Genomic DNA, 19,646 nt, shown 5'->3' with positions numbered 1-19,646 from the left:
TCCCGCTCTCGCAGAACGTCCTCGGGCACCCAATCGATGTGCGGCGCCAACGCGGCCGCGCACTGCGTGAACCGGTGGGCGAACACCGGCGAGGAATCCAAGAGTTGGATCGCCATGCCCGCCCACTGCGAACCCTGGCCGGGGAAGACGAACACCACCTCCGACGCGCTCTCCGAGGCGACGCCCGAGACGACTCCGGAGGCCGGTTCGCCCTCCTCCAGAGCCTTCAGAGCGGCGAGCAACTCCTCACGATCCGAACCGAGCACCACGGCCCGGTGCTCAAGACCCGCCCGCGACGACGCCAACGACCAGCCCACGTCGGCGACCGACGCCTCGGAAGCCGCCGCGAACTCCCGCAACCGCCCGGCCTGCCCACGCAGCGCCGCGGCCGACCGGCCCGACACCACCCACGGCACCACACCACCACCGGCCACCACACCAACCGGACCGGGCTCAGCCTCGGCTTCCACCGGCACCGGAGCCTGCTCCACGATCACATGCGCGTTCGTGCCACTCACACCGAACGACGACACACCCGCACGCCGCGCACGCCCCGTCTCCGGCCACGCACGACCCTCGGTCACCAACTCCACCGCACCCGAAGCCCAGTCCACATGCGGCGTCGGCTCATCGACATGCAACGTCCTCGGCACCACACCGTGCCGCATCGACTCGACCACCTTGATGACGCCCGCCACACCGGCGACGGCGGAGGTGTGGCCGATGTTCGACTTCAGCGAGCCGAGCAGCAAGGGACGGTCAGCGGGGCGGTCCTGGCCGTACGTCGCCAGCAGCGCCTGCGCCTCGATCGGGTCGCCCAAGGTGGTGCCCGTGCCGTGCGCCTCCACCACGTCGACGTCGGACGGGGCGAGCCCGGCGTTGGCGAGCGCCTGCCGGATGACGCGCTGCTGAGAGGGCCCGTTGGGCGCGGTCAGGCCATTGGAGGCACCGTCCTGGTTGACCGCCGAGCCACGGATCACCGCCAGCACCTGGTGGCCGTTGCGCCGCGCCCGGGACAGCGGTTCCAGGAGCAGCACGCCGACGCCCTCGCTCCAGGACGTACCGTCCGCCGCCGCGGCGAAGGGCTTGCAGCGGCCGTCGGGGGCGAGCCCGCGCTGCTGGCTGAACTCGGTGAAGACCCCCGGGGTCGACATCACCGTCACTCCGCCGGCGAGCGCCATCGAGCACTCGCCCTGCCGCAGCGCCTGCACCGCCAGATGCAGCGCCACCAGCGACGACGAGCACGCCGTGTCCACCGTCACCGCCGGACCCGTCAGACCGAAGCTGTACGCGATACGCCCCGAGGCCACACTGCCCGCGGCGCCCGTGAACAGGTAGCCGCCGGATTCATCGGCGTTGGTGGCGTCGGTGCCGTAGCCGTGCGGGACGGCGCCGACGAACACGCCGGTCCTGCTGCCGCGCAGCGACGCCGGGTCGAGGCCCGCGCGCTCCATGGCCTCCCAGGAGGTCTCCAGGAGCAGCCGCTGCTGCGGGTCCATGGCGACGGCCTCGCGCGGCGAGATCCCGAAGAAGGAGGCGTCGAACTGGCCCGCGTCGTGCAGGAATCCACCCTGGTCGACATAGCTGGTGCCCGCCCGCGTGGCGCCCGGGTCGTACAGCGCGTCGAGGTCCCAGCCGCGGTTGTCCGGCAGCCCGCTGATGGCGTCGCCACCCTCGGCGAGCAGCCACCACAGGTCCTCCGGCGAGCGTACGCCGCCGGGGAAGCGGCAGCTGGTGGCCACGATGGCGATGGGGTCGTCGCCCACGGCCGCCGCGCGGGAGCGCGGGGCGGCGGAGCCCGAGGTCGCGCGATGCGACCTGACCACGCCATCCGCGCCGTACGCCCCATCCGCACCGTAGGCACCACCCGCGCCGTACGCACCATCCGCGCCGTACGCACCGCCCTCACCGTCCACGCCAACCGTGTCGTCCGCATCGCCCACGCCGACCGCCTCACCCGCCCCGAGCACCCGGTCCCGCAAGTACTCGGCAAGCCGCAGCGGCGTCGGGTAGTCGAAGACGGCGGTCGGCGCGAGGGTCTGGCCGGTCGCGATGCCCAGCCGGTTGCGCAGGTCGACGGCGGTCAGCGAGTCGAAGCCGGACTCGCGGAACGCCCGCTGGACCTCGACCTCCCGCGGCGAGTCCCAGCCGAGGACGGCCGCGGCCTGGGCGCACACCTCGTCCAGGACGACGCGCAGCCGCCGGGCGTCGGTGGGCGCGTCGAGCACCTTGCGCCGGAAGCCGTCGACCGGCTCGGTGACCGGCACGGAGGGCAGTTCGACCTGGACCGGCGCGCCGGCGGCCGCGGGCGCCAGCCAGTAGCGGTCGCGCTGGAAGGCGTACGTGGGCAGCTCGACCGGCTCGGTACGGTCGACCGGCTCGATACCGTCGACCGGCTCCGTACCGCCGACAGCGGACCCGAACAGCGCGGACCAGTCGGGCCGGACGCCGCCGATCCACAGCTCACCGAGCGAGCCGAGCATCTGGCCGATGCCGCCCTGGTCGCGCCGGAGCGTGCCGACGCACAGGAGGCCACGTTCGGCGGCGTGGCCGATGGCCTGGAGCGGGGTGGTCAGCACGGGGTGCGCGCTCGACTCCACGAAGACCCGGTAGCCGTCGTCCATGAGCGCGCGCGTCACCTCGGTGAACGCGATCGGCTCGCGCGCGTTCAGGTACCAGTACTCCGCGTCCAGCTTCAGCGTGTCGACGCGCTCACCGGTGACCGCCGAGTAGAACGGGACGCTGCCCGCCTTGGGGGTCGTCGGCGCGAGCATCTCCAGGAGGCGTTCCTTGAGCGGCTCGACCTGGGGGCCGTGCGACGCCACCGTCGAGGGCACGACGCGCGCCCGCTCGCCCCGGCCCACCAACAGCTCGACGAACGCGTCGAGTTCGTCCAGCGGGCCGCCCACCGTGCACGCATTGGGGCTGTTGACACCGGCCAGTGAGAGGCCGGGCCGGTCCTCGATCAGCTGCTGGACCTCCTCGGCCGGCAGCGCCACCGAGGCGATCGCGCCGTTGCCCATGAGTTCGTCCGCGAAGAGCTGACTGCGCAGGACGACGATCCTGACCGCGTCCTCCAGGCTCAGCGCGCCGGCCACGAACGCGGCCGCGATCTCGCCCTGGGAATGGCCCACCACGGCGCCCGGCTCCACGCCGAAGGCCCGCCACATCTGCGCCAGCGACACCATCACCGCGAACAGCACCGGCTGGAGGATCTCGATGCGCTCGAGCAGCTCCGGGTCGCCGCGCAGCACGTCGAGCACCGACCAGTCCACGAAGGACCCGATCGCCCGGTCGCACTCCCCCATCCAGTGTGCGAACACCTCGGAGGAGCCGAGCAGTTCGACGGCCATACCGGCCCACTGGCTGCCCTGGCCGGGGAAGACGAACACGACGCCGCCGGGATCGTCGGACGCCCGGCCGCTCAGCACGTGGGCCGCGGACTGTCCCGCCGCCAGGGCGTCGAGTCCGGTCAGGAACGTCTCGCGGTCCTCGGCCACCACGACGGCGCGGTGTTCGAGCGCCGACCTGGTGGTGGCCAGGGCGCGCCCCAGCTCCTCGTCCGTCGCCGCGCTGCCGGCGGCGAACTCCCGCAGCCGCGCCGCCTGTGCGCGCAGTCCCGCCGCGGTGCGGCCCGAGACCACCCAGGGCAGCGCACCACCGTCGGACGATGCGTGCGCAGCGGAGACAGGGGCCGGATCGTCCTCGGGTGCCTGTTCGAGGATCACGTGGGCGTTGGTGCCGCTGATGCCGAACGAGGAGACGCCGGCGCGCCTGACCGGGCTGTCCTCGGGCCACGGGGTGCTCTCGGTGGCCAGCCGTACCGCGCCGGCGGACCAGTCCACCTCGGGGGTCGGCCCGTCGACGTGCAGGGTGCGCGGCACCAGGCCGTGCCGGATGGCCAGCACTGATTTGATGACGCCCGCGACGCCCGCGGCCGCCTGGGTGTGGCCGATGTTGGACTTCAGGGAGCCGAGCAGCAGCGGCCGGTCCTCCGGGCGGTCCTGGCCGTACGTCGCGAGGAGCGCCTCCGCCTCGATGGGGTCGCCGAGCGCGGTTCCGGTGCCGTGCGCCTCCACCATGTCCACGTCGGCGGACGCGAGCCCCGCGCGCTCCCAGGTGTCGCGGATGACCTGCTGCTGCGAGAGCCCGTTGGGTGCGGTCAGGCCGTTGGAGGCGCCGTCCTGGTTGACCGCGGAGCCGCGTACGACCGCCAGCACGCGGTGGCCGTTGCGGCGCGCGTCCGAGAGCCGCTCGACCAGCAGCATCCCGGCGCCTTCCGAGAAGCCGGTGCCGTCGGCGGCCGCGGCGAACGCCTTGCACCGGCCGTCGAGCGCAAGCCCCCGCTGGCTGGTCAGCTCGGTGAAGATGCCCGGTGTCGACAGGACCGTGGCGCCGCCCGCGAGCGCGAGCGAGCACTCGCCGCGCCGCAGGGACTCCACGGCCAGGTGCAGCGCCACCAGCGACGACGAGCAGGCGGTGTCCACGGTGAGCGCGGGCCCGGTCAGGCCGAGGACGTAGGAGATGCGGCCCGAGGCGACGCTGGTGGTCTTGCCGGTGAGCATCAGGCCGTCGAGCGTCTCGGGCGCCTCGTGCAGCCGGGGCCCGTACTCCTGGTCCATCGTGCCGACGAACACGCCGGTCCTGGTGCCGCGCAGCACGTCGGGGTCGATTCCGGCGCGCTCCAGGAGCTCCCAGGAGGTCTCCAGGAGCAGCCGCTGCTGCGGGTCCATCGCCAGCGCCTCGCGCGGGGAGATGCCGAAGAAGCGGGGGTCGAAGTCGGTGACGCCGTCGACGAATCCGCCGACCGCGGTGGAGACCCGGCCCTGCCCCTCGGGGCTCAGCAGCCGCGCCAGGTCCCAGCCGCGGTCCTCGGGGAAGTCGGAGATCGCGTCGCGGCCCTCGGAGACGAGGCGCCACAGGTCCTCGGGGGAGGCCACTCCGCCGGGGAAGCGGCAGCTCATGGCCACGATGGCGATGGGGTCGTCGCCCGCGGCCGCCGCGCCGTCCCGGGCCGGCGCGCGGACCGCGACGGCCGTACGGCGGTCTTCGGCGCCGTCGCTCACGGACTCCAGGTGGGCCGCGAGCCGGGCCGGTGTCGGGTGGGAGAAGAGGGTGGCCATGGTCAGCCGCCGCCCCAGCACGGTGTTCAGCCGGCCGCGCAGGTCACCGAGCATGATCGAGTCGAAGCCGAGGTCCTTGAACGAGCGGCGTGTGTCGATCTCGTCCGGCGTGGCGTGGCCCAGCACGGCGGCTGTCTGTGCCCGTACGGCGTGGGCGGCGTCCGGCGTCCCGGCCGCCCCGGAAGGGGCCGCCTCGGTACCGCTGCCCTGCACGTCGACCGGCGCGGTGGCTGTGGCGTCGGGGGCCGTGAGCGCCCCGTCCAGCCAGTAGGTGCGGCGCTGGAAGGCGTACGTGGGCAGCCCGGTGCGCCTGGCGCCCGTACCCGTGAACACCTCGGACCAGTCGGGGGTGCCGCCGTGCGCCCAAAGCGCGGCCAGCGAGGTGAGGAAGCGGCGGCCGTCGCCCTGGTCGCGGCGCAGGGTGCCGCCCGCGAAGACGTCGACCCCCTCCGTCTCGCCGGTCTCCTCGACCGGGGTGGTCAGCACGGGATGCGGGCTGACCTCGATGAACGTGGTGTGACCGGCGGCGATGAGCCCGCGTACCGTGTCGTGGAACCGCACCGGCTGCCGAAGATTGCGGTACCAGTAGTCGGCGTCCAGCAGCTCCCCGTCGACCGGTTCGCCGGTGACGGTCGAGTACATGGGTATCTCGCCCGAGCGCGGCGCCACGGGAGCGGCGAGCTCAAGGAGGGCCTCGCGCACCAGCTCGACCTGCGGGGTGTGGGAGCCGTAGTCCACCGGAATGCGGCGCGCGTTGACGTCGCCCCGCTCGCAAGCGGCCATCAGCTCGTCCAGCGCGGCGGCCTCACCGGCGACCACGGTGGACTGCGGGCCGTTGACGGTGGCGACGCCCATGCGGTCCGTCCAGGGCTCGATCAGCTCTCTCGCGGCGGCCTCCGCGAGCGGCAGCGACACCATGCCGCCCTGCCCGGCCAGCTCACGCCCGATCAACTGGCTCCGGAGTGCGACGATCCGCGCCGCGTCCTGGAGGGACAGCGTTCCCGCGACGGCGGCGGCCGCGATCTCCCCCTGGGAGTGCCCGACCACGGCGGCGGGCCGCACCCCGTGGGCGCGCCACACCTCGGCGAGCGAGACCATGACCGCCCACAGCATCGGCTGGACCACGTCCACCCGGTCCAGCGACGGCGCTCCCTGGCGCTCCCGCAGTACATCCACCGGCACCCAGTCGATGTGCGGCGCCAACGCGGCAGCACACTTGCCGAACCGCTCCGCGAACGCCGTTGAGGAATCCAGGAGTTGGGTCGCCATGCCCGCCCACTGCGAGCCCTGGCCCGGGAAGACGAACACCGGGTCCGACGCGGCTTCAGGTGCCGCACCGGACACGACACCCTCGGCGGGCTCTCCCGCCGCGACCGCCTCCAGCGCGGCGAGCAGCTCCTCGCGGTCCGAGCCGAGCACCACGGCGCGGTGCTCAAGGCCCGCCCGCGAAGTCGCCAGCGACCAGCCGACGTCCGCGATCGACGCCGTCCCGGAGTCGGCCAGGAACTCGCGCAACCGCGCGGCCTGCCCACGCAGCGCCGCGGCCGACCGGCCCGACACCACCCACGGCACCACGCCGCTACCGGCCACCACACCGGCCGCCACGCCGGCCGGACCCGGCTCGGCCGCGGCTTCCGCGATCACCGGGGCCTGCTCCACGATCACATGCGCGTTCGTACCGCCCATGCCGAAGGAGGACACTCCGGCGACCAGCGGTGCGTCCGGGCGCGGCCAGGCCGAGCGCTCGGTCTGGACCTGGAGGTGCCAGTCGTCCAGCGGGATGGCCGGGTTGGGCGTCTCGAAGTTGAGGCTGGCGGGCAGCTCGCCCGCTTCCAGGGAGAGCAGGACCTTGATGAGGCCGACGATGCCGGCGGCGCCCTCCAGGTGGCCGACGTTCGTCTTGGCCGAGCCGACCCGCAGCGGTGCGTCCGCCGGGCGGGCGGCGCCGATGACCGTGGCCAGCGCCGCCGCCTCGATGGGGTCGCCGACGGCCGTGCCGGTGCCGTGGAGTTCGACGTACTGGATGTCTTCGGGGCGTACGCCTGCCGCCTCGTGGGCGCGGCGGAGCACGTCCTCCTGGGCCTGTCGGCTGGGAGTGGTGAGGCTGTCGCCGCCGCCGTCGTTGTTGACGGCGCTGCCGCGCAGTACGCCGTGGACGTGGTCGCCGTCCCGCAGCGCATGGGCCAGCGGCTTGAGCAGGACGAACCCGCCGCCCTCGCCTCGTACGTAGCCGTTGGCGCGGGAGTCGAAGGTGTGGCAGCGGCCGTCGGGGGAGAGTCCGCCGAACCGGGAGACGGTCAGGGTGCCGTCGAAGGTGAGGTTCAGGTTGACGCCGCCGGCGAGGGCGGTCTCGCACTCCCCGGCACGGAGGCTCTGGCACGCCATGTGGACGGCGACGAGGGAGGAGGACTGACCCGAATCGACGGTCAGGCTGGGGCCGTTGAGGCCGAGGAGGTAGGAGAGCCGGTTGGCGATCATGCTGCGCTGGAGACCGGCGAGTGTGTGGTGCGAGACGGCCGCGGAGCTGCGCTGCCGGGTGAGGGTGGCGTAGTCGTCGCTCATGGCGCCCACGAAGACGCCGGCGCGCCGCCCCTCCATGCGGTCCGGGGTGATGCCGCCGTTCTCCAGCAGCTCCCAGCCGAGTTCCAGCGCGAGGCGCTGCTGGGGGTCCATGGCCGCGGCCTCGCGCGGCGAGATGCCGAAGAAGTCGGCGTCGAACTGGTCCACTCGGTCGAGGAAACCGCCTCGTTTCGAGGTCAACTCCCCGTCATCCGACAGGCGTTGTTGCCATCGGCCCTCCGGTAAAGAGCTGATCGCGTCTACACCGTCACGGAGGAGCCGCCATAACCGCGCCACCGAACCGGCCTGCGGCAGCCGGCAGGAGAGCCCCACCACCGCTATCTGGTCACCGTCATCACCGTGCTGCGCCGGACGAGCAGCCCTGGACAAAATGGAACCCCCGCTTGGATCTTCAGATACGCCGAAATCGTTCCGAATACCTTTGGACCGACAAGTGCCGTCCAATTTCCACCTGTAGGGCCGCAAGGGGCGCCAGGAAGATTTATCAGAGAGTTTGTCAATTGGCCGCGGAAATAGAGCAGTTCAAATGCGTACATCGACTCTGCCACACCCCTCACGAGGGTGACAATGTGACAGGAGTCACAGCTTCCCCTCATGGTGCACGACCTGCCCCTGGCACTTGTCGAAGAAGTGGCTCCACGCCTGTACGGACGCCCGGTAACAGGGGTCGGCGGACTCATGCGGGCGCACAGAGGAATGCGGTTGACAGTCGGAGCGGGCGGGACGTAGGACTGGCCGGGGCCGGAAATCGTAGGACTAGATGCACACTCCCCCGGGAATAGGGGATGTGGGCGATGCCCGAAGCCGCGCCACCGCCGGCCATCCCAATTGCGGAGCCTCCCCCCACCAGTTCGCACACCGCGCCAGGGACAAGGAGCGACTGATGACGCACGCCCAGCCGGGCAGCGCCACCGTGTTGACCAGGGCGGGGACCGGCTCGGTCGCCGGGATCGCCCGGTCCATGCGCGACCCGGACCACGCCGTCACGAGCCTGCGTGATTTCCACGCCTGGTTCGCCGCCTACAGCGACACCGAACAGTCAAATGTTCGTTGCATCCCGTTTACAGAACTGAAGGGTTGGCGGTTCGGGGAGCCGGACGGAAACCTCGTACACGACAGTGGCCGGTTCTTTTCGGTACGAGGTCTACGGGTCCGCGACACCGGCCCGGTGCCCTGTTGGGAGCAACCGGTCATCCATCAGCCCGAAGTCGGCGTCCTTGGCATTCTGGTCAAGGAATTCGACGGGATACCGCACTGCCTGATGCAGGCGAAGATGGAACCGGGAAACCACAACGGAGTACAGCTCTCGCCCACCGTGCAGGCGACCAGAAGCAACTACACCCGGGTACACGGCGGCCGCCCCGTGCCCTATCTCGACTACTTCCGGAACGCCGCACCGCAGCACGTTCTCGCTGATGTGCTCCAATCGGAACAAGGTTCCTGGTTCTACCGTAAACGGAATCGAAACATCGTCGTCGGGACAACCGAGGACGTGGAGCTCCTGGACGGCTTCCGCTGGCTGTCCGTCGGGCAGTTGCATGCCCTGCTTGCAGTGGACGACTTAGTGAACATGGACGCGCGGACGGTCATGTCCTGCCTCCCGTTCACCGGCTCCGGGTACCCCCGGCCGGCGGACGGCGACCGGCGATCCCCCGACCCGGTCGCGGACGAGACCATCCACTCCGCGCTGGCCAGATCGCTGGACCCCGGCCACGGCGCCCTGCACTCGGCGGGCAGCGTACGCAACTGGTTCACCGACGCCCGGGCGGGCTTCGAGGGCGAGGCGACCCTCGTGGGCCTCGCCGGTGTCCGGGGCTGGCAGCGCTCCGCCGACCGGATCTCGCACGAATCCGGCCTGTTCTTCGATGTGATGGCGGTCGACGTGCGCACCGGCAGCCGCGAGGTCGGAGGCTGGACCCAGCCGATGATCGCGGCGCGCGGCCAGGGCGTCATCGCCTTCCTGGTGCAGCGGATCGGCGGTGTGCTGCACGCTCTGACCCGGGTCGCGTCCGAACCGGGCTTCATGGACGCGGTCGAGCTGGCGCCCACCGTGCAGTGCACCCCGGAGAACTACGCCGTGCTGCCGGCCGAGGCCGCTCCCCCGTTCCTGGACGAGGTGCTGCACGCCCCCGCCGAGACGATCCGCTTCGACACCGTCCTCTCCGAGGAGGGCGGCCGGTTCTTCCACACCCGCAGCCGCTATCTGATCGTGGAACGCCCCCCGGAGAGCGAGCTCGTGGAACCGGACGGCTTCCGCTGGCTGACCGCCCACCAGCTGTCGGGCCTCGTACAGCACAGCAACTACCTGAACATCCAGGCCAGAAGCCTCCTCGCCTGCCTGCACAGCCTGCTGCGTCAGACCAGAGGGGAATGAACGTGAGTACCTCCACCCCGTCCGGCCCGCTGCGGGTCGGCGTGCTCGGCGCGTCCTCGATCGCCGCGCGGCGCACGCTGCCCGCGCTGCGCGAGGTGCCCGACACCGCCGTCGCCGCCATCGCCAGCCGCGAGCGGGCGAAGGCGGAGCGGTTCGCCGCCGACTTCGACTGCGAGGCCGTGCACGGCTACGAGCGTCTCCTGGAGCGGGACGACATCGACGCGGTGTACGTATCGGTCCCCAACTCCCTGCACTTCCCCTGGACGCGGGCCGCGCTCGACGCCGGCAAGCACGTCCTGGCCGAGAAGCCGCTGACCACCGGCGCGGCGGACACGGCGGCGCTGGCCCGGCTCGCCCGGGAGCGGAACCTGGTGCTGCGCGAGAACATCGCCTTCGTCCACCACGGGCTCCACCGGCGCGTGGCCGAGCTGGTCGCGGAGGGCCGCCTCGGCCGGCTGCGGCACGTCGAGGCCGCGTTCTGCTTCCCGCCGCTGCCCGCGCACGACGTCCGCTACCGCCCCGAGCTGGGCGGCGGCGCCCTCCTTGACGCGGGCATCTACCCCGTACGGCTGGCGCAGTACCACCTCGGCGACGACCTCACCGTCGCGGGCGCGGTGCTGCACGACGACCCGGCCACGGGCGTCGATGTCGCCGGCAGCGCGGTGCTCGCCGCGGCTTCCGGAGAGATCGCGACGCTCAGCTTCGGCTTCATGCACGCCTACGGCTCGCGCTACACCCTGTGGGGCAGCGAGGCACGGCTCTTCGTGGACCGCGCCTTCACACCGGCGGCGACGGCGGCGCCGCTGGTGCGCATCGAGGAGCAGGACCACGCCGAGGAGATCGTGCTCCCCGCCGAGCACCAGTTCGCCGGCTCGGTGGCCGCGTTCGCCGCGGCGGTGCGGAAGACCGCCGCCACCGGCACCGACCCCGGCCACGACGCCTGGGCGGCCACCACCGTACGGACCGCCGAACTGCTCGACGGCATACAGAAGTCGGCGGTCCGCGTCACCGCCACGGGGGAGGGGCCCTGATGGAGATCGTCGGCAAGGGGTTCATCGCCCGCAACCTGGCCGCCGTCGGCGAGCGCCACCCGCACGCCACGGTGCTGGCCGCCGGCGTCTCCAGCACCAGCGTCAGCGCGGCCGAGGAGTTCGACCGCGAGGCGGCCCTGGTGGAGGAGATCACCCGCGGATGCCGCGCCGAAGGCCGGCTCGTGGTGTTCCTCTCCAGCGCGTCCCACGCGCTCTACGGCACCGGGGAGACACCGCTGGCCGAGGACGCCGAACTGCGGCCCACCTCGCCCTACGGCATACAGAAACTGCGGCTGGAGAGCCTCGTCGCCACATCGGGCGCTCCCTGGCTCGTGCTGCGGGTGAGCCACGCCACGGGCCGCTGGCAGCGCCCGCACCAGCTGCTGCCCGCGCTCGTCCGGCAGGTGCGCGGCGGCAGCGTACAGCTGTACCAGGGCGCGCACCGCGACCTCGTGGACGTGGCCGACCTGGTCCGGGCCATCGACGGACTGCTCGAACGCGGCATCGACAACGAGGTCGTCAACGTCGCCTCGGGAACACCGCGGCCCGTCGAGGCGCTCGTCCACGGCATCGAGCGACGCCTGGGCCTCTCCGCCCGGCACGAGATCGTCGACGTCCCGGTGGCCCGGACCCCGGTGTCGGTCGAGAAGCTCTGCGAACTGCTGCCCGCCATGCGCTCGGTGACCGCGCCCGACTACCTCGACCGCATGCTCGACCGTTACGTCCCCCACTACTGAGGCGCTGCGGCCTCCTCCCCCTCAACCACCCCTTTTCGTACGGAGGACACATGCACGTCTCACTCGTCGTCACAGGTTCACGGGGCGACGTCCAGCCGTTCATCGCACTGGGCAAGACCCTGACGGCCCGGGGGCACACGGTGATCCTGGCGACCCACGGGGACTTCGAGAAGCTGGTGCGCGAGTCCGGCCTGGACTTCGCCGAACTCCCGGGCAGCCCACGGGACTTTCTGGCGCACCCGGCGCTCGCCGAGGCCCTCCAGCAGGGCGCCTCGCTCTTCCGCGCGGCACGCAAGGTGCCGCGCCAGACGCCGGAGCACATCCGCTTCCTGGCCACCCGCATCAGGGAGGTGTGCGAAGGAGCCGACCTGGTCGTCAACAGCGTGCTGAGCCGCATCCTGTTCGAGGACGGCGGCAAGTCACCGTGGGCCTCGCTGACCTGGTGGCCGCTGAACCCCACCGGCCGGTGGCCCGCCATGATGGCGCCCCCGAGCAAGCTGGGGCCGCTCTACAACCGGCTGACGCACCGGGCGGCGGGCCTCCTGGACTGGATCTCCATCCGCGGTTACCGCAAGGACGCGAACATGCCGGCGCTCCCCTTCGGCGCCCCCTACCGCGAGCTGGGCCGCGACGTGCCGCTGCTCTGCCCGGTGACCCGGGAGATGTTCACGGAGCCCGCCGACTGGCCCGCGCTGTCGCGGTTCACCGGCTACTGGTTCTGGGACCGCGAGTGGAGCCCCTCCACCGAGCTCGCCGACTTCGTGGAGTCCGGGGACGCCCCGGTGACGCTCTCCTTCGGCAGCATCTGGCCGGTGCACCAGCCGCAGAAGACGCTGGAGAAGGTGCTCGGCGTGGTCCGCTCGCACGGTCGGCGGCTGGTCCTGGTGGGCGGCGGCCCCGACGAGGTGCCGGACGACGTGTTCCGCGTCGAGGACGCGCACTATCCCTGGCTGTTCCCGCGCTCCTCGGTCGTCATCCACCACGGCGGCTGCAACACCACGGGTGAGGCGCTGCGTTCGGGCACCCCGCAGGTCGTCGTGCCGACGTTCGCCGACAGCCCGTTCTGGGCGGCGCAGGTGCACCGCATGGGTGTCTCCCCGCAGCCCATCCCCTTCTCGAAGTTCACCGCCGAGCGGCTCGACGAGGCGCTCGGCAAGGCGCTGACCGACCAGGGCATGGCCCGGCGGGCGGCGAGCGTCGGCGAGGCCGTGCGCGCCGAGAAGGGGACGGAGGCGGCCGTCGACATCCTGGAGGACTGGGTGAAACGGTGGCGGGGCCGCAGGACGGCCGACGCCCGTGCGTGACCGGGTGGTCGGCGCACCCCACAGGTCCGGTACCGAGGAGCAACCACAGCCATGACAGAGACGACAGACACGACGGAACGCACCACCCCGTCCGTACGCCGCTTCCACCCCTCCGAGGCGGGCGTCCGCCTGGTGTGCTTCCCGCACGCGGGCGGCGCCGCCAGCTACTTCTTCCAGGTCTCGCGGCAGCTGTCGCCGGTGGCCGACGTGCTGGCCGTCCAGTACCCGGGCCGCCAGGAGCGCCGCAAGGAGCCCTGCGTCGACAGCGTGACCGAACTGGCCGACGTACTGACGCGGGAGCTGCTGGAGTGGGCCGACAAACCGCTGGTGTTCTTCGGCCACAGCATGGGCGCGCTGGTCGCCTTCGAGGTCGCCCGGCGGCTGGAGCGGCAGGGCGTCGAGCTGGTGTCGCTCTTCGCCTCCGGGCGCGCGGCTCCCTCACTCTCGCGTGACGAGGGTGTGCACCGGCGCAGCGACGCGGGTCTGATCGCCAAGATGAAGGAGCTGGGCGGCACCGCGGGCAGCCTGCTGGACGACCCGGACGTGGTGGAGATGCTGCTGCCCGCGCTGCGCAACGACTACCGGGCCGTGGAGACCTACCGCCTGGCGCCTGGCCCGCCGCTCGGCTGCCCGCTGGTGGTGCTGACCGGCGACGCGGACCCGCAGGTCTCCGTCGAGGAGGCGCGGCACTGGTACGAGTTCACGAGCGGGGAGTTCGAGATGCACACGTACTCCGGCGGGCACTTCTACCTCGACGTGCACGCCGCTTCGGTGCTGGAGAAGATCCGTACGCGCCTGACCGTCTGACCCCGACCCCGCGCCCCGCAGGGGGCGCGGGGAACGGCGCGACCAGCCACGACGCACCCGCAGGTACTCAGTTACCGTCCGGGTCGGCCCGATTCAACGCGGGCCGGGGCGGCGTCCCCGCCACCAGCAGCTGATCAGCCGCGGCGGTATCGGTGACCAGACTGGTGACCAGCCCGGACCGGAGCACCGCGTCGATCGCGGCGGCCTTCCGCTGCCCGCCCGCGATGGCGACGACCTCAGGAATCCGCCGGAGCCGGTCCGCCTCGACGGTGATGCACCGCTCCCCGAGGTCCCGCCCGACCCGGCGCCCTTCGGCGTCGAAGAGGTGCGCGGACATCTCGGCGGCCACTCCCAGCGACGCGTAATGCGCCCGCTCCTCGTCGCTGAGCATGTCGTGGACGGTGGAGATGCCCGGCTCCCAGGAGCCGATGGAGACCGCGGCGACCGTGACCTTGTCGAAGTAGTCGAAGGCGCGGGCGATGCCGGTCTGGTTGCGCAGCGCCGCGGCCGTCGCGGGGTCGGGCAGCAGCATCGGCGCGTAGATGGGGTGGGCCTCGCCGCCGGAGACCTGCGCGGCGCGGCGCACGGCCTCCACCGAGCCGCGCTCGGCGGTCCCCGCGTCGTAGACACCGGTCAGCTGCACGACCGTGCACGGCGGCAGCTGGTCGAGCGCGGCCGCCATGTGGATCGTGGAGCGGCCCCAGGCGAGGCCGAGCACATCGCCCTCGGTGACGAGCTCGCCGAGCAGGTCCGCCGCGACCTCGCCGAGGTTCTCGGGGTCGGGTGAGTCCTCGATCTCGTCGGTGGGCGCCGGGGACTCCACGACCACGGCGTGCCGCAGGCCGTAGCGGGCGCGCAGCGCGTCCGAGCGCTCGGCGTCCAGCTCTGCCGGGACCCGGATCTCGATACGTACGAGATCCCGCTCAAGGGCGGTCTCAAGAACCCGGGCCACCTTGAAGCGGCTGACGCCGAACTCCTCGGCGATCTGGATCTTGGACTTGCCCTCGAGGTAGAAGCGGCGGGCCATGGCCGCCGCCTGCACCAGCTCCGCGGGTCCCATCCGCATGGCTGACCGACCCGCCGACATGGCCGACACGACGCTCTCCTCACTGCTGTTCACAAACTGGGTTCGCCGTTCATCCTTGCAGATCCGGCCTAGTCGATCAGCCCTGAGGGACTGCGTTCACGTTCCTGTGGCTCAGTGGTCGCATGCCCAGGCACTTGACGCGGTCTTTGCCGCCGCTTGGTCACGCAATGAACGTACCGCTTCTGCCGGATCCTTGGCGCCGTAGACGGCGGAGCCCGCGACGAAGACATCGGCGCCCGCCTCGGCGCAGCGCTCGATCGTGGAGGCCGAGACGCCGCCGTCGACCTGGAGCCACAGCTGCAGGCCGTGCTTGCTGATCAGCTCACGGGTGCGGCGGATCTTGGGCAGCATGATGTCGAGGAACGCCTGGCCGCCGAAGCCCGGCTCGACCGTCATGATCAGCAGCATGTCGAGCTCGGGGAGCAGATCCTCGTACGGCTCGATGGGCGTCGCCGGCTTCAGCGCCATGGAGGCGCGGGCGCCCTTGGCGCGGATCTCGCGGGCCAGGCGCACGGGAGCGGCGGCGGCCTCCGCGTGGAAGGTGACGGATCCGGCGCCCGCTTCGACGTACTGCGGGGCCCAGCGATCGGGGTCCTCGATCATCAGGTGGCAGTCCAGCGGCGTGTCCGTCGCGCGGGCCAGCGACTCTACGATCGGCACGCCGAGGGTGAGGTTCGGGACGAAGTGGTTGTCCATCACGTCGACATGGAGCCAGTCGGCGCCCTCGACGGCCTTTGCCTCCTCGGCAAGGCGGGCGAAGTCCGCGGACAGGATGCTGGGGTTGATCTGCACGGCCATGCCCCAAGACTGCCATGCCCGGCGCCCGTCGCCGACCGCGGTCCGAGCCGTGGGCACAGCGGCTCCCGCGGCCGTGTGCCGCGTGCCATGCTGGGCCGTTCACCGGCACCGCGCACGGCAAGCGGGGGGAAGCCATGGCGGACGTACAGGGGCAGGGCCGGCGCGGGGTCGCGTGGCTGGTGTGCGGGCGGCGCGTCAAGTGGCTGGTGGTGCTGTTCTGGCTGGTGGTGATCATCGTCGCGGCGCCGCTGGCGCAGCGGCTCACCGACGCCCAGGAGAACGACTCCGAGTCCTGGCTGCCGGGCTCCGCCGAGTCCACCCAAGTTCTCGAAGTCGCCGACGGGTTCAGGCCCGAGGTGATCCCCGCCGTCGTCGTGTACGCCCGCGAAGGCGGCCTCACCGAGGCGGACCGCGCGCGGATCACCGAGGACGTGCGCGAGGCCAAGGAGCTGCGCGGCCACGGGGTGCGCGGCGCGGAGACCCGCGGCCCGGTCCACGACAGGAAGTCGGGCGCCGAGGCGGCCCAGATCTTCGTCCCGATCACGATGGACGCCGAGGGCTGGGAGCGCATCGGCCCGGCCGTCGACTCCATCCGGGAGCGAGTGGGCAGCGGCGGGGACGGCCTGGGCGTGCACGTCACGGGGCCCGGCGGCACGGCCGCGGACTCGGCCGAGGCGTTCGAGGGCATCGACTCGACGCTGCTCTACTCGGCGGCGGGCATCGTCGTCGTGATCCTGCTGCTCACCTACCGCAGCCCCACCCTGCTGCTCGCCCCGCTGGTCGCGGTGATCGTCGCGCTGTTCACCGCGCAGGCGTTCATCTATCTGCTCGCCGAGCACGCGGACCTGACGGTCAACGGCCAGAGCGCGGGCATCCTGACCGTCCTCGTCTTCGGCGCGGGGACCGACTACGCCCTGCTCCTGGTCGCTCGCTATCGCGAAGAGCTGCGCCGCCACGAGGACCGTCACGAGGCGATGGCGCTCGCCCTGCACCGGGCGGGCCCGGCGGTACTCGCCTCGGGCGCGACCGTCGTCCTGAGCATGCTGGTGCTGCTCGCCGCCGAGATGAACTCGACGCGGGGCCTCGGCCCGGTCGCCGCGATCGGCGTCGCCGTCGGGCTCCTCGCGATGCTGTCGCTCTTCCCCGCCCTCCTGGTGATCTTCGGCCGGTGGTTCTTCTGGCCGCTGGTCCCGCACGTGGGCTCCCCCGAGCCGACCGAGCGCGGTGTGTGGGCCCGCGCGGGCCGGCGCATCGACCGCCGCCCCCGGCTGGTCTGGACCACCACGGCGGCCGTGCTCGCCCTGCTCTCGCTGGGCCTGTTCCAGCTGCGGGCACAGGGGCTCGGCAACGCCGACACGTTCACCGACAAGCCGGACTCGATCACGGGCCAGGAGGTACTGGCCGAACACTTCCCGGCGGGCTCCGGCGATCCGCTGGTGATCGTGGCGGACAAGGCACGGGCCGCTGACGTCACCCGGGCCGTCCAGGAGACCCGGGGCGTGGTGCGCGACAGCGTCGGCGTACCGCCCGGGACCAGGTCCGAGCACGACGGCAAGGTACTGCTGGAAGCGACGCCGACCGACGCACCGGACAGCGCGGCCGCCAAGCGGACCGTGGAGCGGGTGCGCGACGCCGTCCACGCCGTCCCCGGCGCGGACGCGCAGGTGGGCGGCGGCACGGCGGCGCTGCTCGACATGGACCGCGCGACGGCCCACGACAACAGACTGGTGATCCCGCTGGTCCTGGCCGTGGTCCTGCTGATCCTCGCGGCGCTGTTGCGCGCGGTGGTGGCCCCGCTCCTGCTGATCGCGACGGTCGTCCTGTCCTTCGCGACGGCCCTCGGCCTGAGCGCGCTCGCCTTCCGCCACGTCTTCGACTACGCGGGCGAGCCCACCGACTTCCCGCTCTTCGTCTTCGTGTTCCTGGTGGCGCTCGGCATCGACTACAACATCTTCCTGGCCACCCGCATCCGCGAGGAAGCGGGCCGCCAGGGCACACGCGCGGGCGTCCTGACGGGCCTCGCCGCGACCGGCGCGGTGATCACCTCGGCGGGCCTGGTCCTCGCGGGCACGTTCGCCGCCCTCGGCACGCTCCCCCTGGTGGCGTTCGCCGAGATCGGCTTCGCGGTCGCCCTCGGCGTGCTGCTCGACACCTTCGTCGTACGTTCGGTCCTGGTCACGTCGCTCTTCCTGGACGTGGGCCCGAAGGTGTGGTGGCCACACGCCCTGGCCCGCCGCCCCGAACAGGACGCGGCGGGCCCCAAGGCGCCTTAGGACCTGGCGACCGACGGCCTCACGCGGTCCGCCGGATCAGCGCCAGATACATCGCGTCCGTCCCGTGCAGATGCGGCCACAGCTGTACGTCGGGACCCTCGCCCAGCGCCGGGACACCGGGCAGCAGCGGCCGCGCGTCGAGCAGTTCGGCGCCGCCGGTGTGCTTGATGACGTCGTCGACGACCGCGCGGGTCTCGGCCAGGTGCGGTGAGCAGGTGGCGTAACCGACGACACCGCCGACACGCACCGACTCCAGCGCCGTGCGCAGCAGGCCGCGCTGGAGCGGGGCGAAGCCCTCCAGGTCCTCCGGGCGGCGGCGCCAGCGGGCCTCGGGGCGGCGGCGCAGCGCGCCGAGGCCCGTGCAGGGCACGTCCATCAGGACCCGGTCGAAGGTGCCGGGGCGCCACGGCGGGCGGGTGCCGTCGGCGGCGAGAACCTGGTACGGGCCGGGGTTGCCGGCGAGCGCCTGCGCGACAAGACGGGCCCGGTGCGGCAGCTTCTCGGCGGCGAGCAGTACGGCACCGCGCTGGGCGGCGAGCCCGGCGAGCATGGCCGCCTTGCCGCCGGGTCCCGCGCAGCCGTCGAGCCACTTCCCGTCGGGGCCCTCCAGCGGGGCGTTCGCGAGGGCGAGCGCGACGAGCTGGCTGCCCTCGTCCTGTACGCCCGCGCGGCCCTCACGGACGGCCTCGATGAGACCGGGTTCACCGCCCTCGCTGAGCCGCACGGCATACGGCGACCAGCGGCCCGGCAGCGCGTTTTCCTCCCCCACGGAGTCGAGCAGTTCATCGGCGCCGGAGCGGCCGGGCCGGGCCACGAGCGTGACCTCCGGGCGTTCGTTGTCGGCTTCGAGCAGGTCCTCGATGCCGGCGCGGCCGCCGCCGAGCGCGTCCCACAGCGCCGAGACGACCCAGCGGGGGTGCGAGTGCACGATGGCGAGGTGGTCCTCGGCGTCCTCGTCGTAGGGCGGCGCGACCTTCTCCAGCCACCCGTCGAGATCGTCCTGGGAGACCTTGCGGAGCACGGCGTTGACGAACTTGGCCCGCCCGTCGCCGAGCACCACGCGCGCCAGCTCCACCGAGGCGGAGACGGCGGCGTGCGTCGGGATGCGCGTGCCGAGCAGCTGGTGCACACCCAGGTTGAGCACGTCGAGCACCGGCGGGTCGACCTCGCGCAGCGGCCGGTCGATGCAGGCCGCCACGATCGCGTCGTACGTCCCCTGGCGGCGCAGCGTCCCGTAGACGAGCTCGGTGGCGAGCGCCGCGTCCCGCGCGTCGAACTTCTCGGGTCCCTCCTTCTCCCTGGCCTTGCGCAGCAGGGGCGGCAGGACGAGGTTCGCGTACGCGTCACGCTCGTCGACGGCCCGCAGCGCCTCGAAGGCGAGGAAGCGGACGGGGTCCTTCTGGGGCCGGCGGTAGGGCTTGCCGGTCTTCCCCGGCTTGCCGGAGGTGCCCGGCTTGCCGGAGGTGCCCGGCTTGCCGGAGGGCTTACGGGGAGGCCGGTTCGGCTGGTCGTTCAAAGGTGCTCCGCTGCTG

At 72.4% G+C, this 19,646-nt stretch carries 10 protein-coding genes; 6 read left to right on the top strand and 4 right to left on the bottom strand.

All coding sequences use genetic code 11. From position 1 onward, the window contains the following. Window positions 1-8,072, bottom strand: an 8,072-nt coding sequence (locus ACWDVB_RS36180; RefSeq protein ID WP_451612028.1) for a beta-ketoacyl synthase N-terminal-like domain-containing protein, incomplete at its 3' end; no start/stop codon positions are given. Window positions 8,073-8,586: 514 nt separating this feature from the next. Here ACWDVB_RS36180 and ACWDVB_RS36175 point away from each other — a divergent pair. Genes ACWDVB_RS36175 through ACWDVB_RS36155 form a run of 5 tightly spaced genes read left to right on the top strand, consistent with a single transcriptional unit; the run spans window position 8,587 to window position 13,956 of the window. Next, window positions 8,587-10,077, top strand: coding sequence for an NDP-hexose 2,3-dehydratase family protein (locus tag ACWDVB_RS36175; RefSeq protein WP_451518992.1), 1,491 nt, complete (start codon window positions 8,587-8,589; stop codon window positions 10,075-10,077). A 2-nt stretch (window positions 10,078-10,079) separates the two neighbouring features. Then, window positions 10,080-11,108 (top strand): Gfo/Idh/MocA family protein, encoded by a 1,029-nt coding sequence (locus ACWDVB_RS36170; protein WP_451518991.1) that lies wholly within the window; start codon window positions 10,080-10,082, stop codon window positions 11,106-11,108. Beyond that, window positions 11,108-11,845, top strand: a complete 738-nt coding sequence (locus ACWDVB_RS36165) for an NAD-dependent epimerase/dehydratase family protein (protein WP_451518990.1) — start codon at window positions 11,108-11,110, stop codon at window positions 11,843-11,845. Before ACWDVB_RS36170 ends, ACWDVB_RS36165 begins: the two co-directional genes overlap by 1 nt. A 50-nt stretch (window positions 11,846-11,895) precedes the next feature. Beyond that, complete coding sequence (locus ACWDVB_RS36160) at window positions 11,896-13,149, top strand: glycosyltransferase (protein WP_451518989.1); 1,254 nt, start codon at window positions 11,896-11,898, stop codon at window positions 13,147-13,149. 51 nt (window positions 13,150-13,200) lie between these two features. Further along, window positions 13,201-13,956, top strand: coding sequence for a thioesterase II family protein (locus ACWDVB_RS36155; RefSeq protein ID WP_451518988.1), 756 nt, complete (start codon window positions 13,201-13,203; stop codon window positions 13,954-13,956). 67 nt (window positions 13,957-14,023) lie between these two features. Here ACWDVB_RS36155 and ACWDVB_RS36150 read toward each other — a convergent pair whose 3' ends face one another. Together ACWDVB_RS36150 and rpe are read right to left on the bottom strand one after the other, a co-directional pair. Further along, window positions 14,024-15,076, bottom strand: a complete 1,053-nt coding sequence (locus ACWDVB_RS36150) for a sugar-binding transcriptional regulator (RefSeq protein ID WP_451518987.1) — start codon at window positions 15,074-15,076, stop codon at window positions 14,024-14,026. Window positions 15,077-15,154: 78 nt separating this feature from the next. Next, a complete protein-coding gene (rpe, locus tag ACWDVB_RS36145) occupies window positions 15,155-15,841 on the bottom strand; it encodes a ribulose-phosphate 3-epimerase (protein ID WP_451518986.1) in 687 nt (228 codons plus the stop codon). 134 nt (window positions 15,842-15,975) lie between these two features. Between rpe and ACWDVB_RS36140 the strand changes: the two genes are divergently transcribed. Beyond that, complete coding sequence (locus tag ACWDVB_RS36140; protein WP_451518985.1) at window positions 15,976-18,114, top strand: MMPL family transporter; 2,139 nt, start codon at window positions 15,976-15,978, stop codon at window positions 18,112-18,114. A gap of 19 nt (window positions 18,115-18,133) precedes the next feature. Here the strand turns inward: ACWDVB_RS36140 and ACWDVB_RS36135 are convergent, their stop codons facing one another. Further along, on the bottom strand, window positions 18,134-19,630 hold the full coding sequence (locus ACWDVB_RS36135; protein WP_451518984.1) for an RsmB/NOP family class I SAM-dependent RNA methyltransferase: 1,497 nt from the start codon (window positions 19,628-19,630) through the stop codon (window positions 18,134-18,136). Window positions 19,631-19,646: the final 16 nt, after the last annotated feature.

Source organism: Streptomyces sp. NPDC003379 (assembly GCF_053589195.1).
Note: the sequence above shows the minus strand (reverse complement) of the source record. Positions and strands in the feature narration are given on the sequence as shown.

Bases quoted from the DNA above. Each gene is read 5' to 3' on its own strand.
- ACWDVB_RS36175 (WP_451518992.1), top strand. From the start codon at position 8,587: ATGACGCACGCCCAGCCGGGCAGCGCCACCGTGTTGACCAGGGCGGGG.
- ACWDVB_RS36165 (WP_451518990.1), top strand. From the start codon at position 11,108: ATGGAGATCGTCGGCAAGGGGTTCATCGCCCGCAACCTGGCCGCCGTC.
- ACWDVB_RS36160 (WP_451518989.1), top strand. From the start codon at position 11,896: ATGCACGTCTCACTCGTCGTCACAGGTTCACGGGGCGACGTCCAGCCG.
- ACWDVB_RS36155 (WP_451518988.1), top strand. From the start codon at position 13,201: ATGACAGAGACGACAGACACGACGGAACGCACCACCCCGTCCGTACGC.
- rpe (WP_451518986.1), bottom strand. From the start codon at position 15,841: ATGGCCGTGCAGATCAACCCCAGCATCCTGTCCGCGGACTTCGCCCGC.
- ACWDVB_RS36140 (WP_451518985.1), top strand. From the start codon at position 15,976: ATGGCGGACGTACAGGGGCAGGGCCGGCGCGGGGTCGCGTGGCTGGTG.